The organism is Lampropedia puyangensis, assembly GCF_004833285.1.
Taxonomy (GTDB): domain Bacteria; phylum Pseudomonadota; class Gammaproteobacteria; order Burkholderiales; family Burkholderiaceae_C; genus Lampropedia; species Lampropedia puyangensis.
This window is the reverse complement of sequence record NZ_STFG01000006.1, coordinates 153,579-172,853: the sequence shown is the minus strand read 5'-3', so window position 1 is coordinate 172,853 and position 19,275 is coordinate 153,579. Positions and strand designations below refer to the sequence as shown.

19 protein-coding genes and 1 tRNA gene are annotated in these 19,275 nt (G+C 51.1%); 4 read left to right on the top strand and 16 right to left on the bottom strand.

What is annotated here, in order from left to right:
- Positions 1-366 precede the first annotated feature (366 nt).
- Positions 367-1,923 (bottom strand): fumarate hydratase, encoded by a 1,557-nt coding sequence (locus tag E9531_RS07985; protein ID WP_136573219.1) that lies wholly within the window; start codon positions 1,921-1,923, stop codon positions 367-369.
- Positions 1,924-2,092: 169 nt separating this feature from the next.
- Positions 2,093-3,031 carry a LysR family transcriptional regulator gene (locus tag E9531_RS07980; protein ID WP_136573218.1) on the bottom strand — a complete coding sequence of 313 codons (939 nt, stop codon included), beginning with the start codon at positions 3,029-3,031 and terminating at the stop codon, positions 2,093-2,095.
- Between the two features lie 180 nt (positions 3,032-3,211).
- Here E9531_RS07980 and E9531_RS07975 point away from each other — a divergent pair, with 180 nt between their 5' ends.
- From E9531_RS07975 to E9531_RS07965, 3 genes are all read left to right on the top strand, one after another.
- Positions 3,212-4,192, top strand: coding sequence for a Bug family tripartite tricarboxylate transporter substrate binding protein (locus E9531_RS07975; RefSeq protein ID WP_136573217.1), 981 nt, complete (start codon positions 3,212-3,214; stop codon positions 4,190-4,192).
- A gap of 99 nt (positions 4,193-4,291) precedes the next feature.
- Positions 4,292-5,002 carry an RraA family protein gene (locus E9531_RS07970; protein WP_136573216.1) on the top strand — a complete coding sequence of 237 codons (711 nt, stop codon included), beginning with the start codon at positions 4,292-4,294 and terminating at the stop codon, positions 5,000-5,002.
- 272 nt (positions 5,003-5,274) lie between these two features.
- Positions 5,275-6,213 (top strand): D-2-hydroxyacid dehydrogenase, encoded by a 939-nt coding sequence (locus E9531_RS07965; RefSeq protein WP_136573215.1) that lies wholly within the window; start codon positions 5,275-5,277, stop codon positions 6,211-6,213.
- A gap of 123 nt (positions 6,214-6,336) precedes the next feature.
- Here E9531_RS07965 and E9531_RS07960 read toward each other — a convergent pair whose 3' ends face one another.
- Complete coding sequence (locus E9531_RS07960) at positions 6,337-7,188, bottom strand: SDR family oxidoreductase (protein ID WP_136573214.1); 852 nt, start codon at positions 7,186-7,188, stop codon at positions 6,337-6,339.
- Positions 7,189-7,421: 233 nt separating this feature from the next.
- Here E9531_RS07960 and E9531_RS07955 point away from each other — a divergent pair.
- Positions 7,422-7,498 (top strand) — tRNA-Ile (locus tag E9531_RS07955).
- Between the two features lie 72 nt (positions 7,499-7,570).
- Here the strand turns inward: E9531_RS07955 and E9531_RS07950 are convergent.
- The 13 genes from E9531_RS07950 to E9531_RS07890 form a co-directional block, all read right to left on the bottom strand.
- A complete protein-coding gene (locus E9531_RS07950) occupies positions 7,571-7,858 on the bottom strand; it encodes a hypothetical protein (protein ID WP_136573213.1) in 288 nt (95 codons plus the stop codon).
- Positions 7,855-8,739, bottom strand: a complete 885-nt coding sequence (locus E9531_RS07945; RefSeq protein ID WP_244610035.1) for an SPFH domain-containing protein — start codon at positions 8,737-8,739, stop codon at positions 7,855-7,857. Before E9531_RS07945 ends, E9531_RS07950 begins: the two co-directional genes overlap by 4 nt.
- Positions 8,740-9,080: 341 nt before the next feature.
- Positions 9,081-9,533 (bottom strand): excinuclease ATPase subunit, encoded by a 453-nt coding sequence (locus E9531_RS07940; RefSeq protein WP_136573212.1) that lies wholly within the window; start codon positions 9,531-9,533, stop codon positions 9,081-9,083.
- 60 nt (positions 9,534-9,593) lie between these two features.
- Positions 9,594-10,841 (bottom strand): beta-ketoacyl-ACP synthase, encoded by a 1,248-nt coding sequence (locus tag E9531_RS07935; protein ID WP_136573211.1) that lies wholly within the window; start codon positions 10,839-10,841, stop codon positions 9,594-9,596.
- Complete coding sequence (gene fabG / locus E9531_RS07930) at positions 10,838-11,590, bottom strand: 3-oxoacyl-ACP reductase FabG (protein WP_244610034.1); 753 nt, start codon at positions 11,588-11,590, stop codon at positions 10,838-10,840. Before fabG ends, E9531_RS07935 begins: the two co-directional genes overlap by 4 nt.
- Before the next feature lie 23 nt (positions 11,591-11,613).
- Positions 11,614-12,057, bottom strand: a complete 444-nt coding sequence (locus tag E9531_RS07925; RefSeq protein WP_136573210.1) for an Sbal_3080 family lipoprotein — start codon at positions 12,055-12,057, stop codon at positions 11,614-11,616.
- 40 nt (positions 12,058-12,097) lie between these two features.
- Positions 12,098-12,574 carry a hotdog family protein gene (locus tag E9531_RS07920; RefSeq protein WP_136573209.1) on the bottom strand — a complete coding sequence of 159 codons (477 nt, stop codon included), beginning with the start codon at positions 12,572-12,574 and terminating at the stop codon, positions 12,098-12,100.
- A complete protein-coding gene (locus tag E9531_RS07915; protein ID WP_136573208.1) occupies positions 12,571-13,788 on the bottom strand; it encodes a beta-ketoacyl-ACP synthase in 1,218 nt (405 codons plus the stop codon). The genes E9531_RS07920 and E9531_RS07915 overlap by 4 nt, the downstream gene beginning before the upstream one ends.
- Positions 13,785-14,447, bottom strand: a complete 663-nt coding sequence (locus tag E9531_RS07910; RefSeq protein WP_136573207.1) for a DUF3261 domain-containing protein — start codon at positions 14,445-14,447, stop codon at positions 13,785-13,787. Before E9531_RS07910 ends, E9531_RS07915 begins: the two co-directional genes overlap by 4 nt.
- A gap of 7 nt (positions 14,448-14,454) precedes the next feature.
- On the bottom strand, positions 14,455-15,702 hold the full coding sequence (locus E9531_RS07905) for an NAD(P)/FAD-dependent oxidoreductase (protein WP_136573206.1): 1,248 nt from the start codon (positions 15,700-15,702) through the stop codon (positions 14,455-14,457).
- On the bottom strand, positions 15,699-18,164 hold the full coding sequence (locus E9531_RS07900; protein ID WP_136573205.1) for an MMPL family transporter: 2,466 nt from the start codon (positions 18,162-18,164) through the stop codon (positions 15,699-15,701). Before E9531_RS07900 ends, E9531_RS07905 begins: the two co-directional genes overlap by 4 nt.
- Positions 18,161-18,835, bottom strand: coding sequence for an outer membrane lipoprotein carrier protein LolA (locus tag E9531_RS07895; RefSeq protein WP_136573204.1), 675 nt, complete (start codon positions 18,833-18,835; stop codon positions 18,161-18,163). Before E9531_RS07895 ends, E9531_RS07900 begins: the two co-directional genes overlap by 4 nt.
- Before the next feature lie 10 nt (positions 18,836-18,845).
- Positions 18,846-19,274, bottom strand: coding sequence for an acyl-CoA thioesterase (locus E9531_RS07890; protein WP_136573203.1), 429 nt, complete (start codon positions 19,272-19,274; stop codon positions 18,846-18,848).
- Position 19,275: the final 1 nt, after the last annotated feature.

Sequence of the window (19,275 nt, the reverse complement as noted above, 5' to 3'; positions counted from 1 at the left end):
CCAACGTTGCAAGGCTTGCCAAGCAAACACCTAACTAGAATTAGAAGGCCTGCATTTTGCAGAGTTAGACCGCCTAATGCAAGCAGAAGCACTTGCTTACATAGGGAAGGCAAGTGCGAAGGTCTATTAGGTAGGCCTAAAAATTTGCGGATGGATTGTTTGAAGCTAGGACCTAAATGACGGTCGCATGAGTGACTCACAGTTGATGTTGGTAATCCTGTCGCTAAATGGCAGGCTCCATGCGATTTTGTGTTTTATCGCGTACAGAGTGCAAAGACTAAAAAGTATCTGCCAACAAAAAACCGCCCCATCAGTGGAGCGGCTTTTTGCATGAAACATCAAACAGAGGTCACTTTAGCGTGTACTTCAGGCTTCCGTTAGCAACATCACCTTCGCTTCACCCTTGGCTATTTTTTCTTGCCATGCAGCGGGGCCGGTTACGTGGGCGCTGGTGCCGCCTGCATCGACTGCGACGGTGACGGGCATATCGACGACGTCAAATTCGTAGATGGCTTCCATGCCCAAGTCTTCAAAGCCGACTACTTTCGCATTCTTGATGGCCTTGGACACCAAGTAGGCAGCGCCGCCTACGGCCATGAGATAGGCGCTCTTGTGGTTTTTGATGGATTCAATGGCGACAGGGCCGCGCTCGGCCTTGCCGATCATGGCGATCAGGCCGGTTTGCTCCAGCATCATGTCGGTGAATTTGTCCATACGCGTGGCGGTGGTCGGGCCTGCAGGGCCGACGGCTTCGTCACGTACGGGATCTACTGGGCCCACGTAGTAGATCACGCGGTTGGTGAAGTCCACCGGCAACTTTTCGCCCTTGGCAAGCATGTCTTGAATGCGCTTGTGCGCAGCGTCGCGGCCGGTGAGCATCTTGCCGTTGAGCAGCAAGGTATCGCCCGGTTTCCAACTCGCCACTTCTTCTTTGGTGAGGGTGTTGAGGTTGACCTTTTTGCTCTTGTTGTAATCAGGTTCCCAATCAATTTTGGGCCACAAATCGAGTGAAGGCGCATCCAAATACACGGCGCCTTCACCGCGCATCACAAAGTGGGCGTGGCGTGTGGCGGCGCAGTTGGGGATCATCGCCACTGGTTTGCTGGCCGCGTGCGTGGGGTACATCTTGATTTTGATGTCAAGCACGGTGGTGAGACCGCCCAAACCTTGCGCGCCAATACCGAGGGCGTTGACTTTTTCGTACAGCTCCAAGCGCAGCTCTTCGACCTGATCAAGCTTCTCGCCGCGCGCCGCTTTTTGCTGCAGCTCGTACATATTCAGGTCTTCCATCAGGCTTTCTTTGGCCAGCAACACGGCTTTCTCTGCCGTGCCGCCAATGCCAATGCCCAGCATGCCCGGTGGGCACCAGCCCGCGCCCATGGTAGGTACGGTTTTGAGCACCCAGTCGACCAAGCTGTCGCTGGGGTTCATCATGATCATTTTGGATTTGTTTTCGCTGCCACCGCCTTTGGCAGCAACCGTCACGTCCACCGTATTGCCGGGCACGATTTGTACATTGATGACAGCAGGGGTGTTGTCTTTGGTGTTCTTGCGGGCAAAGTGCGGGTCGGCCACCACGCTGGCGCGCAGTTGGTTATCGGCGTTGTTGTAGCCACGGCGCACGCCTTCGTTGATGGCGTCTTCCAAACCCATGGTGAAGCCATCCCACTTCACATCCATACCGACTTTGAGGAACACGTTGACGATGCCGGTGTCCTGGCAGATCGGGCGATGGCCAGTCGCGCTCATTTTGGAGTTGGTGAGAATTTGCGCCATCGCATCTTTGGCGGCGGGGCTTTGCTCCCACTCGTAGGCGCGAGCCAAGTGCTCAATGTAATCGGCAGGGTGGTAGTAGCTGATGTATTGCAGGGCGGCCGCGATCGACTCGATCAGGTCATCCTGACGAATGGCAGTAGTAGTCATGGCGTGGGGGTGTTGTGAAGGTCCGGTACGTGCCAGCCTTCTTGTTAATAAACAGACGAACCAATGCGCAATAACGCGCCGCCATTATCGCCGCTCTAAAGGTGTGCAAATGGCATTGCGTTTCACGCCCGAATGCAGTGATTCAAATTGCAGTGTGTGTTCGGTGGCATTAGCGATCCCAGTATGCGGGCTTGCCAAATATGTCAGAGAAGAAGTCAATAAAGTTGCGAAGCTTCAGTGAGCGGGACATTTGGGGTTGCCAGAGAAAACAAATTTCACGCGCCTGTTGTTCAATATCAAAATCATATTGTGGGAGGACTCGCATGAGTGTGCCGGCCTGCAGCTCTGCGTGGACGGCCCAGCGTGGCATCAGTGTTAAGCCCCAGCCCTGTACTGCCGCTTTCAATAAGGCTTCGGTACTGTTTGAGGCCAGCGGACCTGCCACGTGTAATTCTTTGAGGGTTTTCCCAACTCTGTGAAACCAAAGTCCGTTGGATGTCAATTGCGTGTGGATGAGGCAGGGCAGGCGACTGACATCTTCTGGCGTGTGAAGTGGCCCACGACTGGCAAGAAAGCTGGGTGCAGCGCACAGTATGCGTCGCTGCAGTGCAATGCGCGATGCCACCAGGCGCCGGTCGGGCAGGTGGCCAATGTAGACAAGCAAATCTATGTCGTCACGGGCTAAATCGATAGGATCGTAGCTGAGTGTGAGCTTAATCTCTATGCTTGGATAGGCTTGCCGAAATGCTTTGAGTCTAGGCACGATGTGCTGTTGGCAAAACAGCGGGCTGGAGGCTATTTTCAGTACATCCGGGTTGCCGGTTGAGGTGCGCAGACCTTCAAGCAAGAGGTCGGCGTTGTGCAATAACTCGTTGCCACTGTGTAGCAGCGCTTGTCCTGCATCACTGGGTTTGATGCTGCGTGTTGTTCGCAGGAACAAGGGCGCGCCTGCCATCGTTTCGAGTGCCTGCAGCTGCCGCGAGGCGGCAGATTGAGTGATCCCCAAACTCACGGCTGCTTTGCTGATTGAGCGGTGGCGCTCAATCGCTAAAAGCAATTCCAGCCCGGCAACAAGTTGGGTTCTGGCGTGCCTGTTAATGGAGGACATGTTAGTGCGCTTTCTGCAGGTTATTTTTATTGGATTGATTCAACTTTTTATTTATGTATTTTTTGAATAATAGAAATGATTTTATGTTGTTTTTCTTGAGGCCTGCATCCCTAGAATGGGCTACACAAGCATGGCGCACCATAAGTCATGCCCTTGAAATAACAATGATGGAGACACAATATGAATTCCCTTTATAAGGCCTGCAAGTTGTTGGTGGCATCGTCTTTGAGTGTGCTGGTTGCAGCCGCAGGCGCTAGCGAAGTGACATGGCCCAATAAGCCAGTGCAACTGGTTGTTCCATTTGCGCCTGGTGGCAATACAGACATGGTGGCGCGCATTTTGGCCGGAGGACTCAGCCATGAAATCAAGCAACCTGTTGTCGTGGAAAATCGTGCAGGAGCAGGCAGCTTAATTGCCACCAACTACGTAGCCAATGCACAACCTGACGGATATACATTGCTGCTCAACACCGTTGCCTTGGTGACGACGCCTTTGGTTTCTGCAGCAGTGGATGGAGACTTGGCGAGTAAGTTCGCACCGGTGGCGCAGGTGGCTTCCGTGCCCAAGGTGTTGATTACCAATCCATCATTTCCCGCAAATTCGGTGGCGGAATTGGTTGCTTACGCTAAGAAAGCTGAAAAACCATTGACTTATGGCACGCCAGGTAACGGTTCAGTGACCCATTTGATGGGCGAGCTTTTTGCTATGGAAATGGGTGTGCCGCTTGTGCAGGTGCCATACCGAGGTTCGGCGCCAGCACTCACTGGTTTGATGGGGGGCGAAATTGACATGATTTTTGAGGACTTGCCGCCTGCCACGCCGTTTATCAATAGCGGCAAACTCAAAGCTTTGGTGATGGCGTCGAACGAGCGCAATACGGCATTTCCTAATGTGGCCTCTGCTGGAGAGCAGCATCTGAGTGCACTGATTGTGGAGCCTTGGAATGGTGTTTTGGCGCCAGCTCAAACACCGCCAGCAGTTGTGCATGCTTTAGAGCAGGCGATTGCCAAAGTGGTTGCCAGCGAGGACTACCGTAGCCGTTTGGCGAAAGCCAGTGCGCAAGCCACGTACCGGGATAGCCAAGCCTATGGGCAATTCATTCAGACAGAAGCTAAGCGTTGGGCGCAAGTGGTGCAAAAGGCTGGCATCGAAAAACAATAGCACTGTATTTTGCATGCCCTGTATTTGAATGCGATGCATTGAGACTGCGAAAGCAAAGTCTGTATCGCGATTTTGACTCTTCTATACCTAAGGACAACCATGTCGCATCCTCATTCGGCAGAACTGTTGGCTGCTTTGGCTCAGTATGACACGCCTACTATTTGCAACGCGTTGGAGGCGATTGACCCCGCGCTTCAATACTATGGATTCAATACGGATCCTTTGCATTGCGCCTACCCACACCTTGGTGCCATAGTGGGCTATGCCCGAACAGGGACTATTCGCTCAGTGCAGCCGAGCCGTTGGGGGGATGCGCAACAGAAGGAGCGCCGCCTGCAGTGGTACCAATATGTGGATGAGGGGGGGCCAAAGCCGAGCATCATTGTGCTGCAAGACCTTGATGGGGTTCGTGCAGGATTTGGCTCATTTTGGGGGGAGGTTAATTCGCATGTTCACCGCGGCTTAGGGGCTAAAGGTGTGGTAACTAATGGATCTGTACGTGACTTGCCAGTCAATGCCAGTGACTTTCAAATGCTGGCTGGGTCTGTCATGCCCAGCCACGGACATGTGCATGTGGTGGATATGAATATTCCAGTCACGGTTGCAGGGATGGCTGTCCAGCCTAATGACTTGATTCACGCTGATCAGCATGGCGCAGTGGTGATTCCTGATGCTTATGCCGAGCGTATTGCCGATGCTGTGGCAACGATTGCTGTACGCGAGAACCGCTTGATTGAGGCCGCTAAACGCAGTGGTTTTACCTGGCGCGATGTGGCCGCTGCGGCTCAAGGTAATCAAGATATTCATTAAGGGGTCTACGCGTGGCCTTTACGCGAGGCCTCAACGCAGGCTTGAGGTTTGGCATCTTTTGCAACGTTTTTGACGCAACAGTGTGTTAGGGCAGCGCTGCAAAAAAACTGTTGTGGTTTGAGCGCGTTCTTAAGCAATCCGCTGCGTTGCCTTATTCGTCACTCGCGACAGCTATCACCTTCAAAAGTGGCCTTGCGGCTCATTTTGATACTGAACCCATTCCAGCGAACGATGTTTTTGCAGAGTTTCCTTAGGTTTCATAGATTTTTTACATGAAAATTGTTTTCCTTGATCGGGCAACACTGTCCCCTGAGACAGTACTCAAACCACTGTCTTTTTCACATGATTTGGAGGTGTTTGACCGGACCGCACCCCATGAGGTGGCAGAGCGTATTGCCGATGCGGATGTTGTGATCTTGAACAAAGTTGCATTGACTGCCGAGGCACTGGAAAAGGCCACTCGGCTGCGCTTGGTGGCGGTGGCTGCAACCGGAACCGACAACATTGACCTTGTGGCGTGCCAAGCGCGTGGTATTGCTGTGCGTAATGTGCGCAACTATGCCATCCATACGGTTCCTGAGCACACATTCGCCTTGATCTTTGCTTTAAGGCGCAGTGTTTGCGCATACCGTGGCGCGGTGCTTCGCGGTCGTTGGCAGGAGGCTGCTCAATTCTGCTTTTTTGACTACCCTATTCGTGATTTGGCTGGATCAACCCTTGGCATCATTGGTGATGGCGTTTTAGGGCAAGCAGTGGGGCAGATGGGAAAAGCCTTGGGCATGCGCGTGCTTTTTGCTGCTCGCAAGGGGCAACGCACAAGTGGCGGTCTCTATACGCCTTTTGAACAGACACTCGAACAATCTGATGTGTTGACGTTGCACTGCCCACTGACACCTGAGAACCAGGGGTTGATTGGGCTAGACGAATTTCAGCGTATGCTGCGCCAGCCATTGCTCATCAATACCGCACGTGGTGGCTTGGTTGATGAGCAAGCTATGGAGCAAGCCCTTGATAAGGGATGGATCGCTGGCGCTGGTTTTGATGTGGCAAGCCCTGAGCCGCCTCCTGCCGAACATCCTTTGATGCGCTTGGCCAACCGGCCCAATGTGATTCTCACGCCGCATATTGCTTGGGCCAGCAGTGAAGCCATACAAGGCTTGGCAGATCAATTGATCGACAACATTGAACATTTTGTACGCACATCCCAATAGCGCGGGTTCAATGGAAGGGGTTTGCGTGGCAATTGGTGTTGTGGTCGGAATAGTAAAAGGGCGCTCAGTGCGCCCTTCGTTGTGGTTGCGGCTTTGATTTGCCTGTAGACCGTTCAAATACAACTATGCGTTCAAGGCGCGTTCGACAGCTGTTGCGAGTGGTGTAGTGGGGCGGCCAATTAGCTTGGATAAGGATTTATCGTCGGAAAACAGTGCCCCTTGTGATGCGCCAACATCCCAAGAAGCAATCGCTTGTGCCAAGCCTTCTGGTAGGCCAAAGCCAGCCAGCGCCTTGGCATATTCGGCTTCTGGCAGATTGTTATACACCACCGTTTTTCCTGATTGCTTGGACACTTCTGTCGCAAGGTCGCTCAGAGTCCAGGCACTATCGCCTGCCAGTTCATAGGTGGCATTTGCGTGGCCAGTGCTTGTAGCCACTGCAACGATTGCGGCGGCGAAGTCCTCTCGTGTAGCGGATGCGATACGGCCTTGCCCAGCGCTGCCAATCAGTGCGCCGTGTTCCAAGGCAGCACCTACAGAACCTAGATAATTCTCGGTATACCAGCCATTGCGCAAGATGGTGTAAGTCAGCCCAGAGGCCTTGAGTTCTGCTTCAGTGGTACGGTGTTCCTCAGCCAAACTCAGTGGCGACGTATCGGCATGCAGCAAGCTGGTGTAAATGATGTGCTGCACCCCCGTATTTTTGGCCGCTTGGATCACATTCGAATGCTGTTGCGCCCGTTGACCAACCTCGCTGGAGGAAATTAACACCAATGTGTTCACGCCGGTTAAGGCTGTCTCCAGTGCATCGGCTTGGGCGTAGTCTGCTTGGCGGGCGGTGACACCTAATGCAGCAGCTTTTGCTGGGTTGCGGACCAATGCAACGATGGAATTTGCGGCAACTTTTTGTTTGAGTTGCTCAATGACATAGTGGCCCAGTTGGCCGGTTGCGCCAGTGACTGCGATGGTGGTCATAACATGTTCCTTTTCAAACGGGACTACAAAGCACTGCAATATGAATTAAGCCAAAAGCAGGAATGCAGGTGTCCTGTACATCTGGCACAGAGTTATTCTAGAAACAGTGCATTGGTAGATAAATACATCATCTGTAGATTGATCGTATGAAAAAAAGAAACAATCAACTATATGCAAGGCGGTTAAATCTACTTTGATGGTATTTCGGTGCCCTATAATGCCTCGCTTGGGTCGGGCCTATAGCTCAGTTGGTTAGAGCAGAGGACTCATAATCCTTTGGTCGCAGGTTCGAGCCCTGCTGGGCCTACCAAAGCATTCAATAAAAAAAGCAGCTTCAAAAGCTGCTTTTTGTTTGTGGATTGCACAAGAGCCGCGATGCTACTCATCGCAAAAACGGCAAGCCGTTTTGAATCGACTCGTCGCGTTGACGCGCTCGTTCTTCAATCGGTACAGGCCTGCTGTTTCTATCTTCTATCTGAGCCTCTTTGGGGGGGAATGGCGGTACTTCGCTGCGCGGAACAGATCCCTTGGGCAGATAAGAGGGCTGCAGAACGGTGTATATGGCAAACGCAATGCAAACGGCAATGAGCAGTTTCCATTGACGCTTCCAGATCGACCACAGAGCCACCAGCGCACAAATCAACGTGACAAGGTTGAGCAGGCCAGTCATTGGAGGTTGACCATGGGGATGGCGTCTCCCAAAGAGGTGGTTGGCAGTCGGCCATCCCATTTTTCAATCCAGGCACGTTGATTTTCAAGTTTGCGTAATTCAAGTACGCGCCCATCTACTGCGGCGGCCAAAGTGGATTGGGCAAGGGCTTCGGTTTCTGCTTTTTCTTTCTCAATGGCGCGCTGCATGCGTGCTTCACTCAATTCACGCTCTAACCGTGCAGCAGAAACCTGTGTCTGGGCTTCTTCTTGCTGGATTGCTTCACGCCGCTCAGCTGCCGCTTCCTGGGCTTTTGTGATGATCTCTGGGTATTTCAGATTGGTAATGCCAACATGGCGTACGGAAAATGGTGTGCGCGTTTCAATAGCATTGCTCAATCTGGTGCGTAAATCTGCATTGATTTTTTCATTGCTTGAGGCGATCTGGCTGATGCTGTATTGGCTCAGGTATTCCCGCACTTCAGCCTGAATGATTTGGCTTGCGTAGGTTTTGTAGACCTGTTCATTGGCGATCAAGGAGGTGTCGGCACTGGTTTCCTGTGGGGCAATCGCATTGAACAGCTCTGCTGTTCTTTTCGGATTCACACTGAGTGTTGCGCGAACGACCACCTCCAGATTGAGTTTGTCCTCAGGAATGAAAATAGTCATGGACTCTTGGTATGCCTTGTCAGATACATCCAGCATGACGAGGCGATCACAATATGCCCAACAAGGCGATAAGCGAAATTTGGAGGTTGGGATCAAGTTGTCTTGGTACCCGTCTTTGGTCATGATCTTGCCCACGTGCGCAGGAGGAACTTCCACACGCTCGCCGCATGCTGCCAGTGCAAAGGCTGCGGCTGTTAGTAAAAAAAGTGTGTGAAACCGATTCATTGTTGTCATTGTTTTGTCGCCTCCCTAGCGACTTAATTATCAAAAGCTAGATACCATCAGATGCATGACTCGCTGAGTCTGGCCGCAGCAGTCGATGCGTGCAAGAATGCTCTAAGCCGCAGTCTGGACGGTTGTAGATTTAATTGGCAAGAAGAATCATGGAGTTCGTACCTTTGAGCCAAGACTACGTGCAATGGGGGTGAGGCAAAGTCCAAGCCGTGCGATTGGCCTGCAAAGGCTTTTGCTTATGCGGCATGGTTGCGAGGTCAACGCCAAAAGTTAACGATGTAACTGCTGGCGTTTGGTGTGTTAACTGTTAGCGTTGACCTTGAAGTTATATGTTTTTGTACTCAGCGTGTCTTGGCATAAGTGCCTTTGAGTGCGACTCCAGACATGATTGCTCCTGAGTGGCATTCATAGTTTGTGGGACTGGCATATTCGATTTTTTTGTAATTGCTGACGATATCCACAACAGCATTAGCGCCAAGTGACTTGGCTTTGTCTTGTAGCGCAATCAATGCAGATAGCGCAACCCACTGGCACGCTACTTCATCTGATTTGCCAACACCATTGGTTTTTTTATTTGTGCTATCAGTGCTTAGACGTTGGCTGATAGCAGGTGTGTTTTGCCCTTTAAGGAAAAACTGCACGCTACCATCGAGTTTGCCTTCTGCTTGGCCTAGGGCAATCACATCAGCAAAAGGGAAATGGTTGGCTGTATCGCGAGCAAAGGCTGTTGAACTGAACAGCGCAGTTGTGCATAGGGTTGTACTCAATAAAATATGGGATAGGGAGTGGTTCATTGGGATTCTCCATGAAAGATGGTGCTTATTGAATGGCACCTGAAAATAAGCGGCGTCCAGTCAGTCAAACTTGCGCAGAATCAAACTAGTGTTAATACCACCAAAGGCAAAGTTGTTAGACATGCAGGTATCAACTTCTAACGTGATGCCTGCGCCTCGAATGTAGTTTAAAGAGGCACATTGAGGGTCAATGTGGTCAAGGTTTAGAGTGGGGGCAAACCATTTTTCCCGCATCATCTCGAGGCTCATCCAAGTTTCTAACGCTCCGCAGGCACCAAGCGTATGGCCGATATAGCTCTTTTGTGTACTGATTGGGATTTGATCGCCTAATACAGCTAAAGTGGCGTGTGATTCGGCAATGTCGCCTTGATCGGTTGCTGTTCCATGGGCGTTGATATAGCCTACGTCGTTTGCTGAGATTCCCGCATTTGCCAATGCTAATCGCATCGCTTGAGCCATGGTTTCCGATGATGGGCGTGTGACATGGGCGCCATCGCTATTGGTACCAAAACCAATGATTTCTCCCAGAATATGAGCTCCACGTGCTTGTGCATGTGAGAGCTCCTCTAATACCAATGTGCACGCTCCTTCGCCGAGCACCAAGCCATCGCGCTGCTTGTCGAATGGGCGAGGCGTTAACTCTGGATGGCTGTTGCGCGTACTGGTGGCAAACAGCGTGTCAAAAATGGCCGCATCAATAGCATGTAATTCTTCAGCGCCCCCAGCGAGCATGGCCACTTGCCGGCCACTTTGAATGGCTTCAAATGCATAGCCAATCCCTTGACTGCCAGCGGTGCATGCACTCGAAGTTGTGATTACACGTCCGCGGATGCCAAAGAACACACCAATATTGACTGTTGCTGTGTGTGACATCAGTTTGATGTACGTATTTGCGTTGATTCCTTCTGTGGAGTTGCGCGTTAACATAGCGCAGCATTCGCCAATAGCATCAGGTGAGCCGATAGATGAGCCAAAGGATATGCCCATATGGCCGCTGGAGAGCAATTCTGATCCTAGCAATCCCGCGCTTTCTAACGCCATTTCGCTGGCGCGTACACCTAGCACGGCAACCCGTCCCATGCTGCGCATCGTCTTGCGGTTGTAATGCGCAGGTAACTCAAAGGGTGCACATGGGACGCCCAAGCGAGTCAGTAGGCCGTCGTATTTATCCCATGCATCCATGCGCTGAACTAAGTTTTTTCCAGCCTTGAGATTGGCCAAAACGGTTGGCCAGTCATGCCCTAACGGGCTGAGCACTCCGACACCTGTAACAACGACACGTTTTAAACCTGTGGAGGTGGGCTTCATCCGGTCATACCTCCATCGACAGCAATGACTTGTCGGGTGATATAAGCAGCGCCATTTGAAAGTAAGAATGCCACTGTCGCTGCGACTTCTTCCGGCCGTCCCATGCGTTGAGTTGGAATAATTTTGAGCGCCTCTTCTTGTACATGGGCATCGACCATATCAGTCTCTATTAGACCTGGAGCTACACAATTGACAGTAATTTTGCGCTTTGCGAGCTCTACAGCAAGCGCTTTGCTTGCACCAATGATGCCTGCTTTGGCGGCACTGTAATTCACTTGACCACGGTTTCCCACAATGCCAGAGACAGACGATAAGGTGACGATACGACCAGGTTTACGGCGTTGAATCATCGGCATGATGATGGGCTGAAGGACGTTGTAAAAACTGTCGAGATTCGTATGAATCACATTATCCCAGTCATCACCAGATAAGGCCGGGAATGCATTGTCTTGAGCAATTCCAGCATTACAAACTGCGGCGTAATATGCACCATGCATTTGAATGTCTGCTTCTAACACGTTGGCACATGCCTCTCGGTCCGCTATGTCAAACTGCAGGATGCGCGCGCTAGAGCCTAAGGATTCAATGGTGCTTTTAACTTCTTGAGCTTGTGTTAATTGATTGCGGCAATGCAAGACGACTTGGTAGCCTTCCCGAGCGAGTTGTAAGGCGATGGCTTTGCCAATGCCACGACTAGATCCTGTGACAAGCACAGTACGGCCACGCGACATATCGGTTGAATCACTCATGTTCCCCGTTTCGTTCGTATTCATCACGATTTGTGTGCCAGCAACTGGTCTATAACAGGATCTATTTTGCTTTTGGTACTGTTCCACTTGGTTAGGGATAAGCCGCCCTTACCTTTGAGATGGTAGTTGGCTTTTGCAATTTGACGGCTACCGTGTTGCAACGTGAGCTCTGCTTCAGACAGGTAAGGCGTGATGTCCCAAGAGCGTAAGGCTGTGTAGCTAAGTGTGTACTCGCAATGCTGCGGAACCATGCCTTGGTATACCTCACTGGTAATGCCATGCCGTGACAAACCATGTTCAAGCACCTGTACAAAATCTGTCACTTTGACTAATGGGTTATTTTTAATGCAGATGTGTTTTAGGTTCGCCACATCTGAGGCAGAGACAGGCGTTACTGACAAAGAGGTGCAACCGAACAGCAAAAATGAAATGGGGAATATGGCAAGAGTGAATCGAGTGCAATGCATAAGTTAAAAATGTTCTCTTTTCTTTCGTATCTAGGCACAGTTATGGCATTGATTCAGGCGGCTGAAAAACAGAGAGATTGGCCGTAGCTACTCGTTGATTGCGAATGACAACTTCACACGTAAACATGCCAAGTCCATTTTCTGCCTGCAACTCCATCTTTGCATGGATATCGAGAACGTCTCCTGTTTTTAGTTGATGGCGCGTGGTGTTGAAGCGCCGAGTTCCTAGAAGGTAGCCGATTTTAGCGGGCTGTTGTTGCTGTTGAGATTGATTGCCAGCCCATGCCGCAACAGTTTGAGCCATGTATTCAATACAAACCCAGATCGGGATGGAATTGTCGTCCCGGATGAACATACTGTCATGCTTAAGAGTCGCCTGCGCATGCGCGTGCTGGGCATCTATATGGACAATTTTGTCCAGCCACAGCATGTTTTCTCTGTGAGGGACGAAAGGACGTACGTCCATGATGTCTTCCACTGTTTGAATCGTCAGTGTTGAGTCGGATAGGGGTTTCATAGTGGGCCACGTCCAAGAATGAGGCAGGCATTGTTGCCTCCAAACGCAAAGGAGTTGCTCATAATGTACCGGGCTGGACGGCCAAGCTGAAAATTCGGGGGCACAGGGGAGATTGGTGGCAGTGTTTGATCGTATTGACCATCCCACCAGTGTGGCGGTAGACGCCCATGCGGATTGTCGCGCAAACACAGCCAAGCAAAAGCAGCCTCTAATGCGCCAGCTGCGGCAAGGGTGTGCCCAGTAAGCGGTTTAGTTGAGCTAACGGGCACTGAACTGCCGAAAACATGCGCTACCGCTAGCGCTTCCATGGCGTCATTCTGTTGGGTGGCTGTTCCGTGCAAGTTGATGTAGTCAATATCTTGACCGGTGATGCCTGCATGCTGTAGAGCCTTTTGCATGGCTCGAATAGCTCCTTGTCCACTCGGATCTGGTGCTGATAGATGGTGGGCGTCTCCGGTTTCCCCCCAGCCAGCCAGCACAAGCTGTTCGGCGCAACTGATATTTGCAGCAGGCTCGCGACTCATCAAGAAAACACTGGCCGCTTCTCCTAAGTTGATACCTTGGCGATTGCGCGAGAGTGGTTGACAGCGCTCATTAGATACAGACTCTAACGCAGAGAATCCTGCTATTGTGAACTGACTTAGAACGTCACAGCCACCGGCAATCACGATGTCGGCCAAGTTCGCTTGCAGCAGGCGTGCACCGGCTGCTAACGCTTTTGCGCCAGAGGAGCAGGCCGTGGCAATGGTGTAAGCAGGCCCATTCAATTGCCAGTGTGCAGCGAGAAATTGTGCGGGTTGCCCAAGTTCTTGCTGTGCGTAATCAAAAGAATCAGGCCAACAGGCATGTTCGTTCCAGTAGCGTCTGGCTGATTCGCCTTCTGGTAGGCCTGAGGTGCTGACGCCTAGAATTACCGCAATTCGATCAGCGCCATACCGCGCTTTGCAAGCATCAAGATGTGTTGTTAAAGGGGCTGCTGCTTGCCAGAGTAGGGCATTACAGCGTGTTTGATAAGGGGCAGGGAGTGTTAGCGTCGCTAAAGGTTCGTGCACGATACCCAGCATGAGTGGGCCTTGACCAGGAGCAGAGTAAGCCTCGCTGCAAGTCATGCTATGAGGCGTGTGAGAGCTCAGCAATGATTGACGCACAGCATCCACACCGTCACCTAAGGCGCATGTAATGCCTAAATGGTTGAGGTAAGTCAAGGTATTCATGGTGTGGTTGTCGATGTGATGTCCTTCGTCAAGGCATAGCTGGGGCTGCCGCCTTGTACAGACAGCGTGACGGTGTAGTTGGCGTTGGCATCTGTGAGCGTAATGTGGGTATTGTGCTGGTCTAAACGCTGCGCTTGAATGAGTAGTACGTTGTGACCGTTGTGATTGAGCGTTCTGGTCCCTGCACTTTCAAGCAATCTCCAGCCTTCGGGCATGGCTTGAGCAATAGCTTGAGCAGGCCACCATACGTATTGCAAATCGCTAAGCAGTTGCTCTGCAGGAATGACTTGAGGCCACCCCGGAGCTAAGCGTGTTTGGAGAGTGTCTCCATCCCATTGCAGTACGGCAATGGTTTGGTTAAGTTGCAAGATTGCCAGTTGTACTGTTTGTTTGTCTGCCTCTAGCAGGGCATCGAAGCTGCGACTGTTGTTGCCAGAACGGTTGATTTGCATTCGCTGCACAAGCTCCAAGTCTTGTTGTAGCTGCTTGGGGCTCAATTGCAGTACAGGTCGTTGGTCGTCGGCTGCAGATATCGCTAAACTGCTGCAGCCGCTGAGGTAAAACGCTGCGAGCAGGCATGCAGAAACCTTTTGTGGCCGCTGTAGGAATGCTGGGCTGCGACGAGAGGCAATGGATGGCGTGAAAGAGTCTCTCAGCATGTGATTTTTAGTGAGTGGTGCCTTGGCGACTTACTTGTGCCAGTGTGGTCAAGCGCCGTTGTGGCTGCTCAACATAGGGATTTTTTATGTCCCAAGCATAGCCCGCAAGAATAGAGCTGATCATGCTCTTGATTTGTGGCGAGGGATTGGGATGGAATACCACATCTTGAAATTGGCCTGAATACCAGCCCTCGACAAATACGCGAAATGTATCTACCCCGCGTTTGAGTGGCATGGCATAGTCACTTTCCCAATCAACAGTGCTTCCTTTCAGATGGCGATCCAGGCACTGCGAAGCCAGATGTGCAGACTTTAGTGCAATGGTGACTCCACTGGAGAAGACTGGGTCAAGGAATTCGCCTGCATTACCTAGAAGGGCAAAGCCTTTGCCATGTAGAGATTTAACATTGGCACTGTAGCCGATGATGCTGCGTGCGGGAGTGTCCCACACTGCGTGCTCTAACAAATGTGACAGGCCAGGCTCTTGCTGTACCAAGGTGCGCAACTGTTGCGTTTCATTGCCTTCAATGCATTTGAGAAAATCTGCACTGGCGACAACTCCTTGGGAGCAACGACCATTAGAGAATGGGATTGTCCAATACCAGACATCTTGATGTTGAGGGTGTACAGAAATGCGAATTTTTTGGCGATCAAATAAAGGATTAGCCAATTGAATTTGATCGGTGATGTGGGTAAACAAGGCTCCACGAACAGGGAAATTGGACGGATACTCCAGATTGAGCAACCGAGCCAGCACGCGACCATAGCCGCTGGCATCTAAAACAAAATCGCACTCGACGGTGTACTCCTGGGTATCGGAAGAAGTAATTTGAATCCGTGGGCGTTCGTCTGCGAAATCGACTGCAAGCACTTCATGCTCAAAGCGAAGGTCTGCGCCTTGCTTTTGTGCCTCAAGCGCTAAAACATGGTCAAAGCGTGCCCGTTGCACTTGGTAAGTAGTGCCCCAACCAGAGGTGAATTTTTCGCGGAAATCAAATTCTGTGTAGTGATTTCCACGCGCAAAGGCCGCTCCATTTTTGAACTGGAAGCCTTCTTGTACAACGGCTTGCAGCATACCGGCTTCTTCAATGAAAGTCATGCACTGAGGCAGCAGGCTTTCGCCAATTGAGAAGCGTGGGAATGTTTGCTTTTCGACGATCATGACGTCATAGCCGCGTTGCCGAAGCATGCCCGCCGCAACAGCTCCTGATGGCCCCGCTCCGATGATTAGTATTTGTGTGCGTTCTACTCTCAAGACGAGACTCCCCGAGAAAAAAATGGACGATATGCCTGTGTGTGCAGACTTGGTGCAGGGCGCAGCAGGGCGGAAAAAATCACGGATAAAGGCAAGCCAATCAGTAATGTGGTGCCGAATGCATGTAAAGCTGGCGTTTTAGAGAGTCCTAATAAGCCGAATGAATGAATGGTGACCACTCCGCCAATCACAACGGCCAGCCACGCGTGTCCTTGCTCTTTACCTTTGTGTTCAACCATGAAGGTACCAAAATCAACGCCCATGCCAAGCAGCAGCAGCAGCGCCAAAATATGAAACAACTGAATGGGTTGCCCAATGATGGCTAAGATCGCGATGCATAAAGAAGAGGCCAAGGCGCAGGGTAACCAGGCGCGCCAAGCATCTTGACCGAAACGCCATGCAAGCGCGAGTAGAACCAACAAATGGCCAATCAACAAAAGCTGACTCATCTGCACACGAAAATGTTGCATCAAGTCAGAGATATCGGCAATTCGATCTACCCATGTGACCCCTTGTAAGGAACCATCTTCTTGGGCGTTTTGTATTTTGTTGGCCAACCACAGCAAATGATCGCGACTACGTGCCAGCCCGTTGTCTTGAGCAGCCAGTAGGACGACGCTGGCAAATTGCCCATCGGATTGGAGGCCCAGCCACTGCGTACGTATGGATGCAGAAACTGGTGCATTGAGCCATTCTTGTAAAGTCAGCGCCGAAGAGGCAAAGGCCGGGCGCTCAAGGGTTTCGTCTAATGCAGCAGCCACCCGTGATAGTACGTTTTTTTCTAGCTCTGTAACTAAATTGCGGTTGGTGTGCTGCATGGCGATAGATGGAATCCACGAAGACAGCATTTGGAGTTTGAACGGGGCGATATCCTTAGGCCGCTCTTGTTGCCATTGGGCTAGTTGGTGCTGCAATGCCTCCTCTCGTTCTAGAACTTGTTGTTCAGATGAGCCTTGAACCAAAACAAATTGCACCATACTTGGCAAGTGCAATAGTCGTGATGCTTCGATTTGTTGCCCCATGAGTTCAGAAGCCTGTGGCTGTAGACTTCTAAGGTCATCACTGACGCGCAGTTGTGTCATGGCTAGTGCAGAAACAATCCCGACACACAAACTCAGCAATAGTGCTTTGCGCAGCGACAACGCAGGGATATGTTCAAGCGAATTTACGAGCGCACGTGCAATAGCTCCTTCATGCAGGCTTTTGGCTCGATCAAGTACGGGGAACCAGCAGACAACAGTGATAAATGCGGCAATCAATCCTACGGCTGAAAAAACGGCCATTTGCCGCAGCCCAGGAAAAGGCACAATCGCCAAGACTGCATACCCAATCACACTGGTAATTAATGCCATGAAGAGGCCTGGGAGCAAGCGTCGCATTAATACCCAACGCGATGCGGCAGAAGGCTGCAGGCGAGATGCGAAATAGTGAATCCCGAAATCCTCTGCAACGCCAACCAAGCTAGCTCCAAAGACAATAGTCAGAACATGTATTTCACCAAATACGGCAACGGTGGCCCATACGCCAGCTGCACAGCCAATAGCCAGTGATAGAGAAATTAATGCAATAGGTCGCAGCGCAAAAAAAGCCAACAAGGTCAGGACGATGACCGCGATGAATGAACCCAGGCCAATGGTATTCATTTCGGCATAGCCGTCTGCCGCTCCATCTTCGGCAAGTAGAGGGATTCCTGCAAACAACCACTTAATGGGTATGTTTGCCCCTTCGCTTGTGGCGGCTAAATCATTGTGAACTTGTTTTTTTGCAAGCTCGATTGCATCCATCCAACGGCGATGACCGTCGAAACGAAACGCAGAGTCCGGAATCTCCAATAGCAAGGCGGCATAGGTTTTTTCGGTTGCACTATCGTCGATGCGTAAAAAACCGTTTTGAGGCCGTGCGGAGGTCATGCTCGATTGTTGGCGCCACCAATCGGTCCACAGTCCTAAAGGGTCGCGCAGCCAGTTGGTTACTTGCATTTGACCCAGGCCATAGAGCCGAGCCAGTGCTTGTTGGCTTAATGCTGAGACATCGGCCGAGCCTAGAGTGCTGCGCTGCGCATCAGTGAGTAGTGCATCACGCCAGGGCGTATAAAAATCAATGAGGTTGCTGGCATCGTGTTCGGCATTGAGGATTGTCAAGGTCGGCTCGATTGCTGTTATGTGGGCCTTGAATTGCACCGCTGCAACTTGTGCCTGCTCCCAGTTGTTCGCGCCGGCAAGTACCATTATTCGCCGTTCGTTGCTTTGTGCAATGTGTTGTAGTGCTTGGTTGGAAAATGTGGATTGGCGGTCGCTGGGCAATGCCGCGAAGACATCGGTGCTGATCTTTGGTGCGTGCCAAAAATTCCATTGATTCCATGCCAGCATCAGTACTGCAAGCAACCACAGTGCCGCCAACCAACGTAACCAAGTTTGCGGGTAGCAAGGAGGAGTGGATGGTATTGAATCAGTACTGCTCACAACCAGTCTTGCTCCTGGCTTGTGAGGTCGCTTGGATGTTGAGCACTGAAGGTGATCTCACTGCTATCGCCTTCTCCTTCTACAAGAACAACTTGTTCGACATATTGCTCGCCTCGCATGGTGATTTCTTGGATAAAGCGCGCCATGCCAGATTCTTTTGGGCGTAAGTGAATCATCCACTGTGACCCGGTTTGGGTGGCTTGCAGAATTTCGAATTGATTTTGCAGGACATCTACTTGGCCTGCCAGAAGTGCGATGAGCAATTGGTTGAAGGCACGAAGTCCAGGTTCTTTGCTGGCATCAAGAGTTTGTTTGTCGTCACCAGCGATATTGATGAGTTGATTGGGCTTGATGAGCAACTGCGACGCAAATGGTGCTTGTGTATTCCAGATCACCCCCTTATCACGGGCCACTACAAAGCTACCGCTGGAGAGCAAAGGTTTTTTGAATCCTGTAATGGTTTTTTTCTGCGTGAATTGACCGCGTAAAATTTTGGGCGTGTCGGCAGTTAGCTGCTTGGCAATCTTTTGCAACTGGCTATCGATGGTCGTTGCGCTATGGGCGGCAACAGGGCTGGCTTTGGCGATAGGCGCTGCAATGAACGCACCCCATAGGAGGCTAAAAACACAGAAAATACGGCAAATAGGATGGTTGAGATAAATCGTACTCATGCTCAGGCCTTCAGCGTTGTTCAGCAGGCGTGTTGATGCCTAGTTTTTCCCACAAAATAGACGGACACACCCAACTCATCAACTTGGTGTTGATGTCGACTGCGACTTGAATGGTGCTGGCTTTGTGCAAGCGCTTTCCGGTTTGTGCATCGCTGATGAGATAGTCCATTTTGAGGCGGTTTTCCCACTCGACAATAGTGACCCGAATGCGGATCGGACGACCATATTCAATTGGAGCGATGTATTTCATGTGGACATCAATGATGGGCCAAGCCCAGCCAGATTCCAACATTTGCGGGTAGTCGTAATCGAATTTTGCCAACAAGGCGCAACGTGCAATTTCTAGATATTTGACGTAATTGCCATGCCAGACGATATTCATTGGGTCCAAGTCATGGAAAGCGGCATGGAGTTCAATTTCGTGACTGAGTGTGGTCATC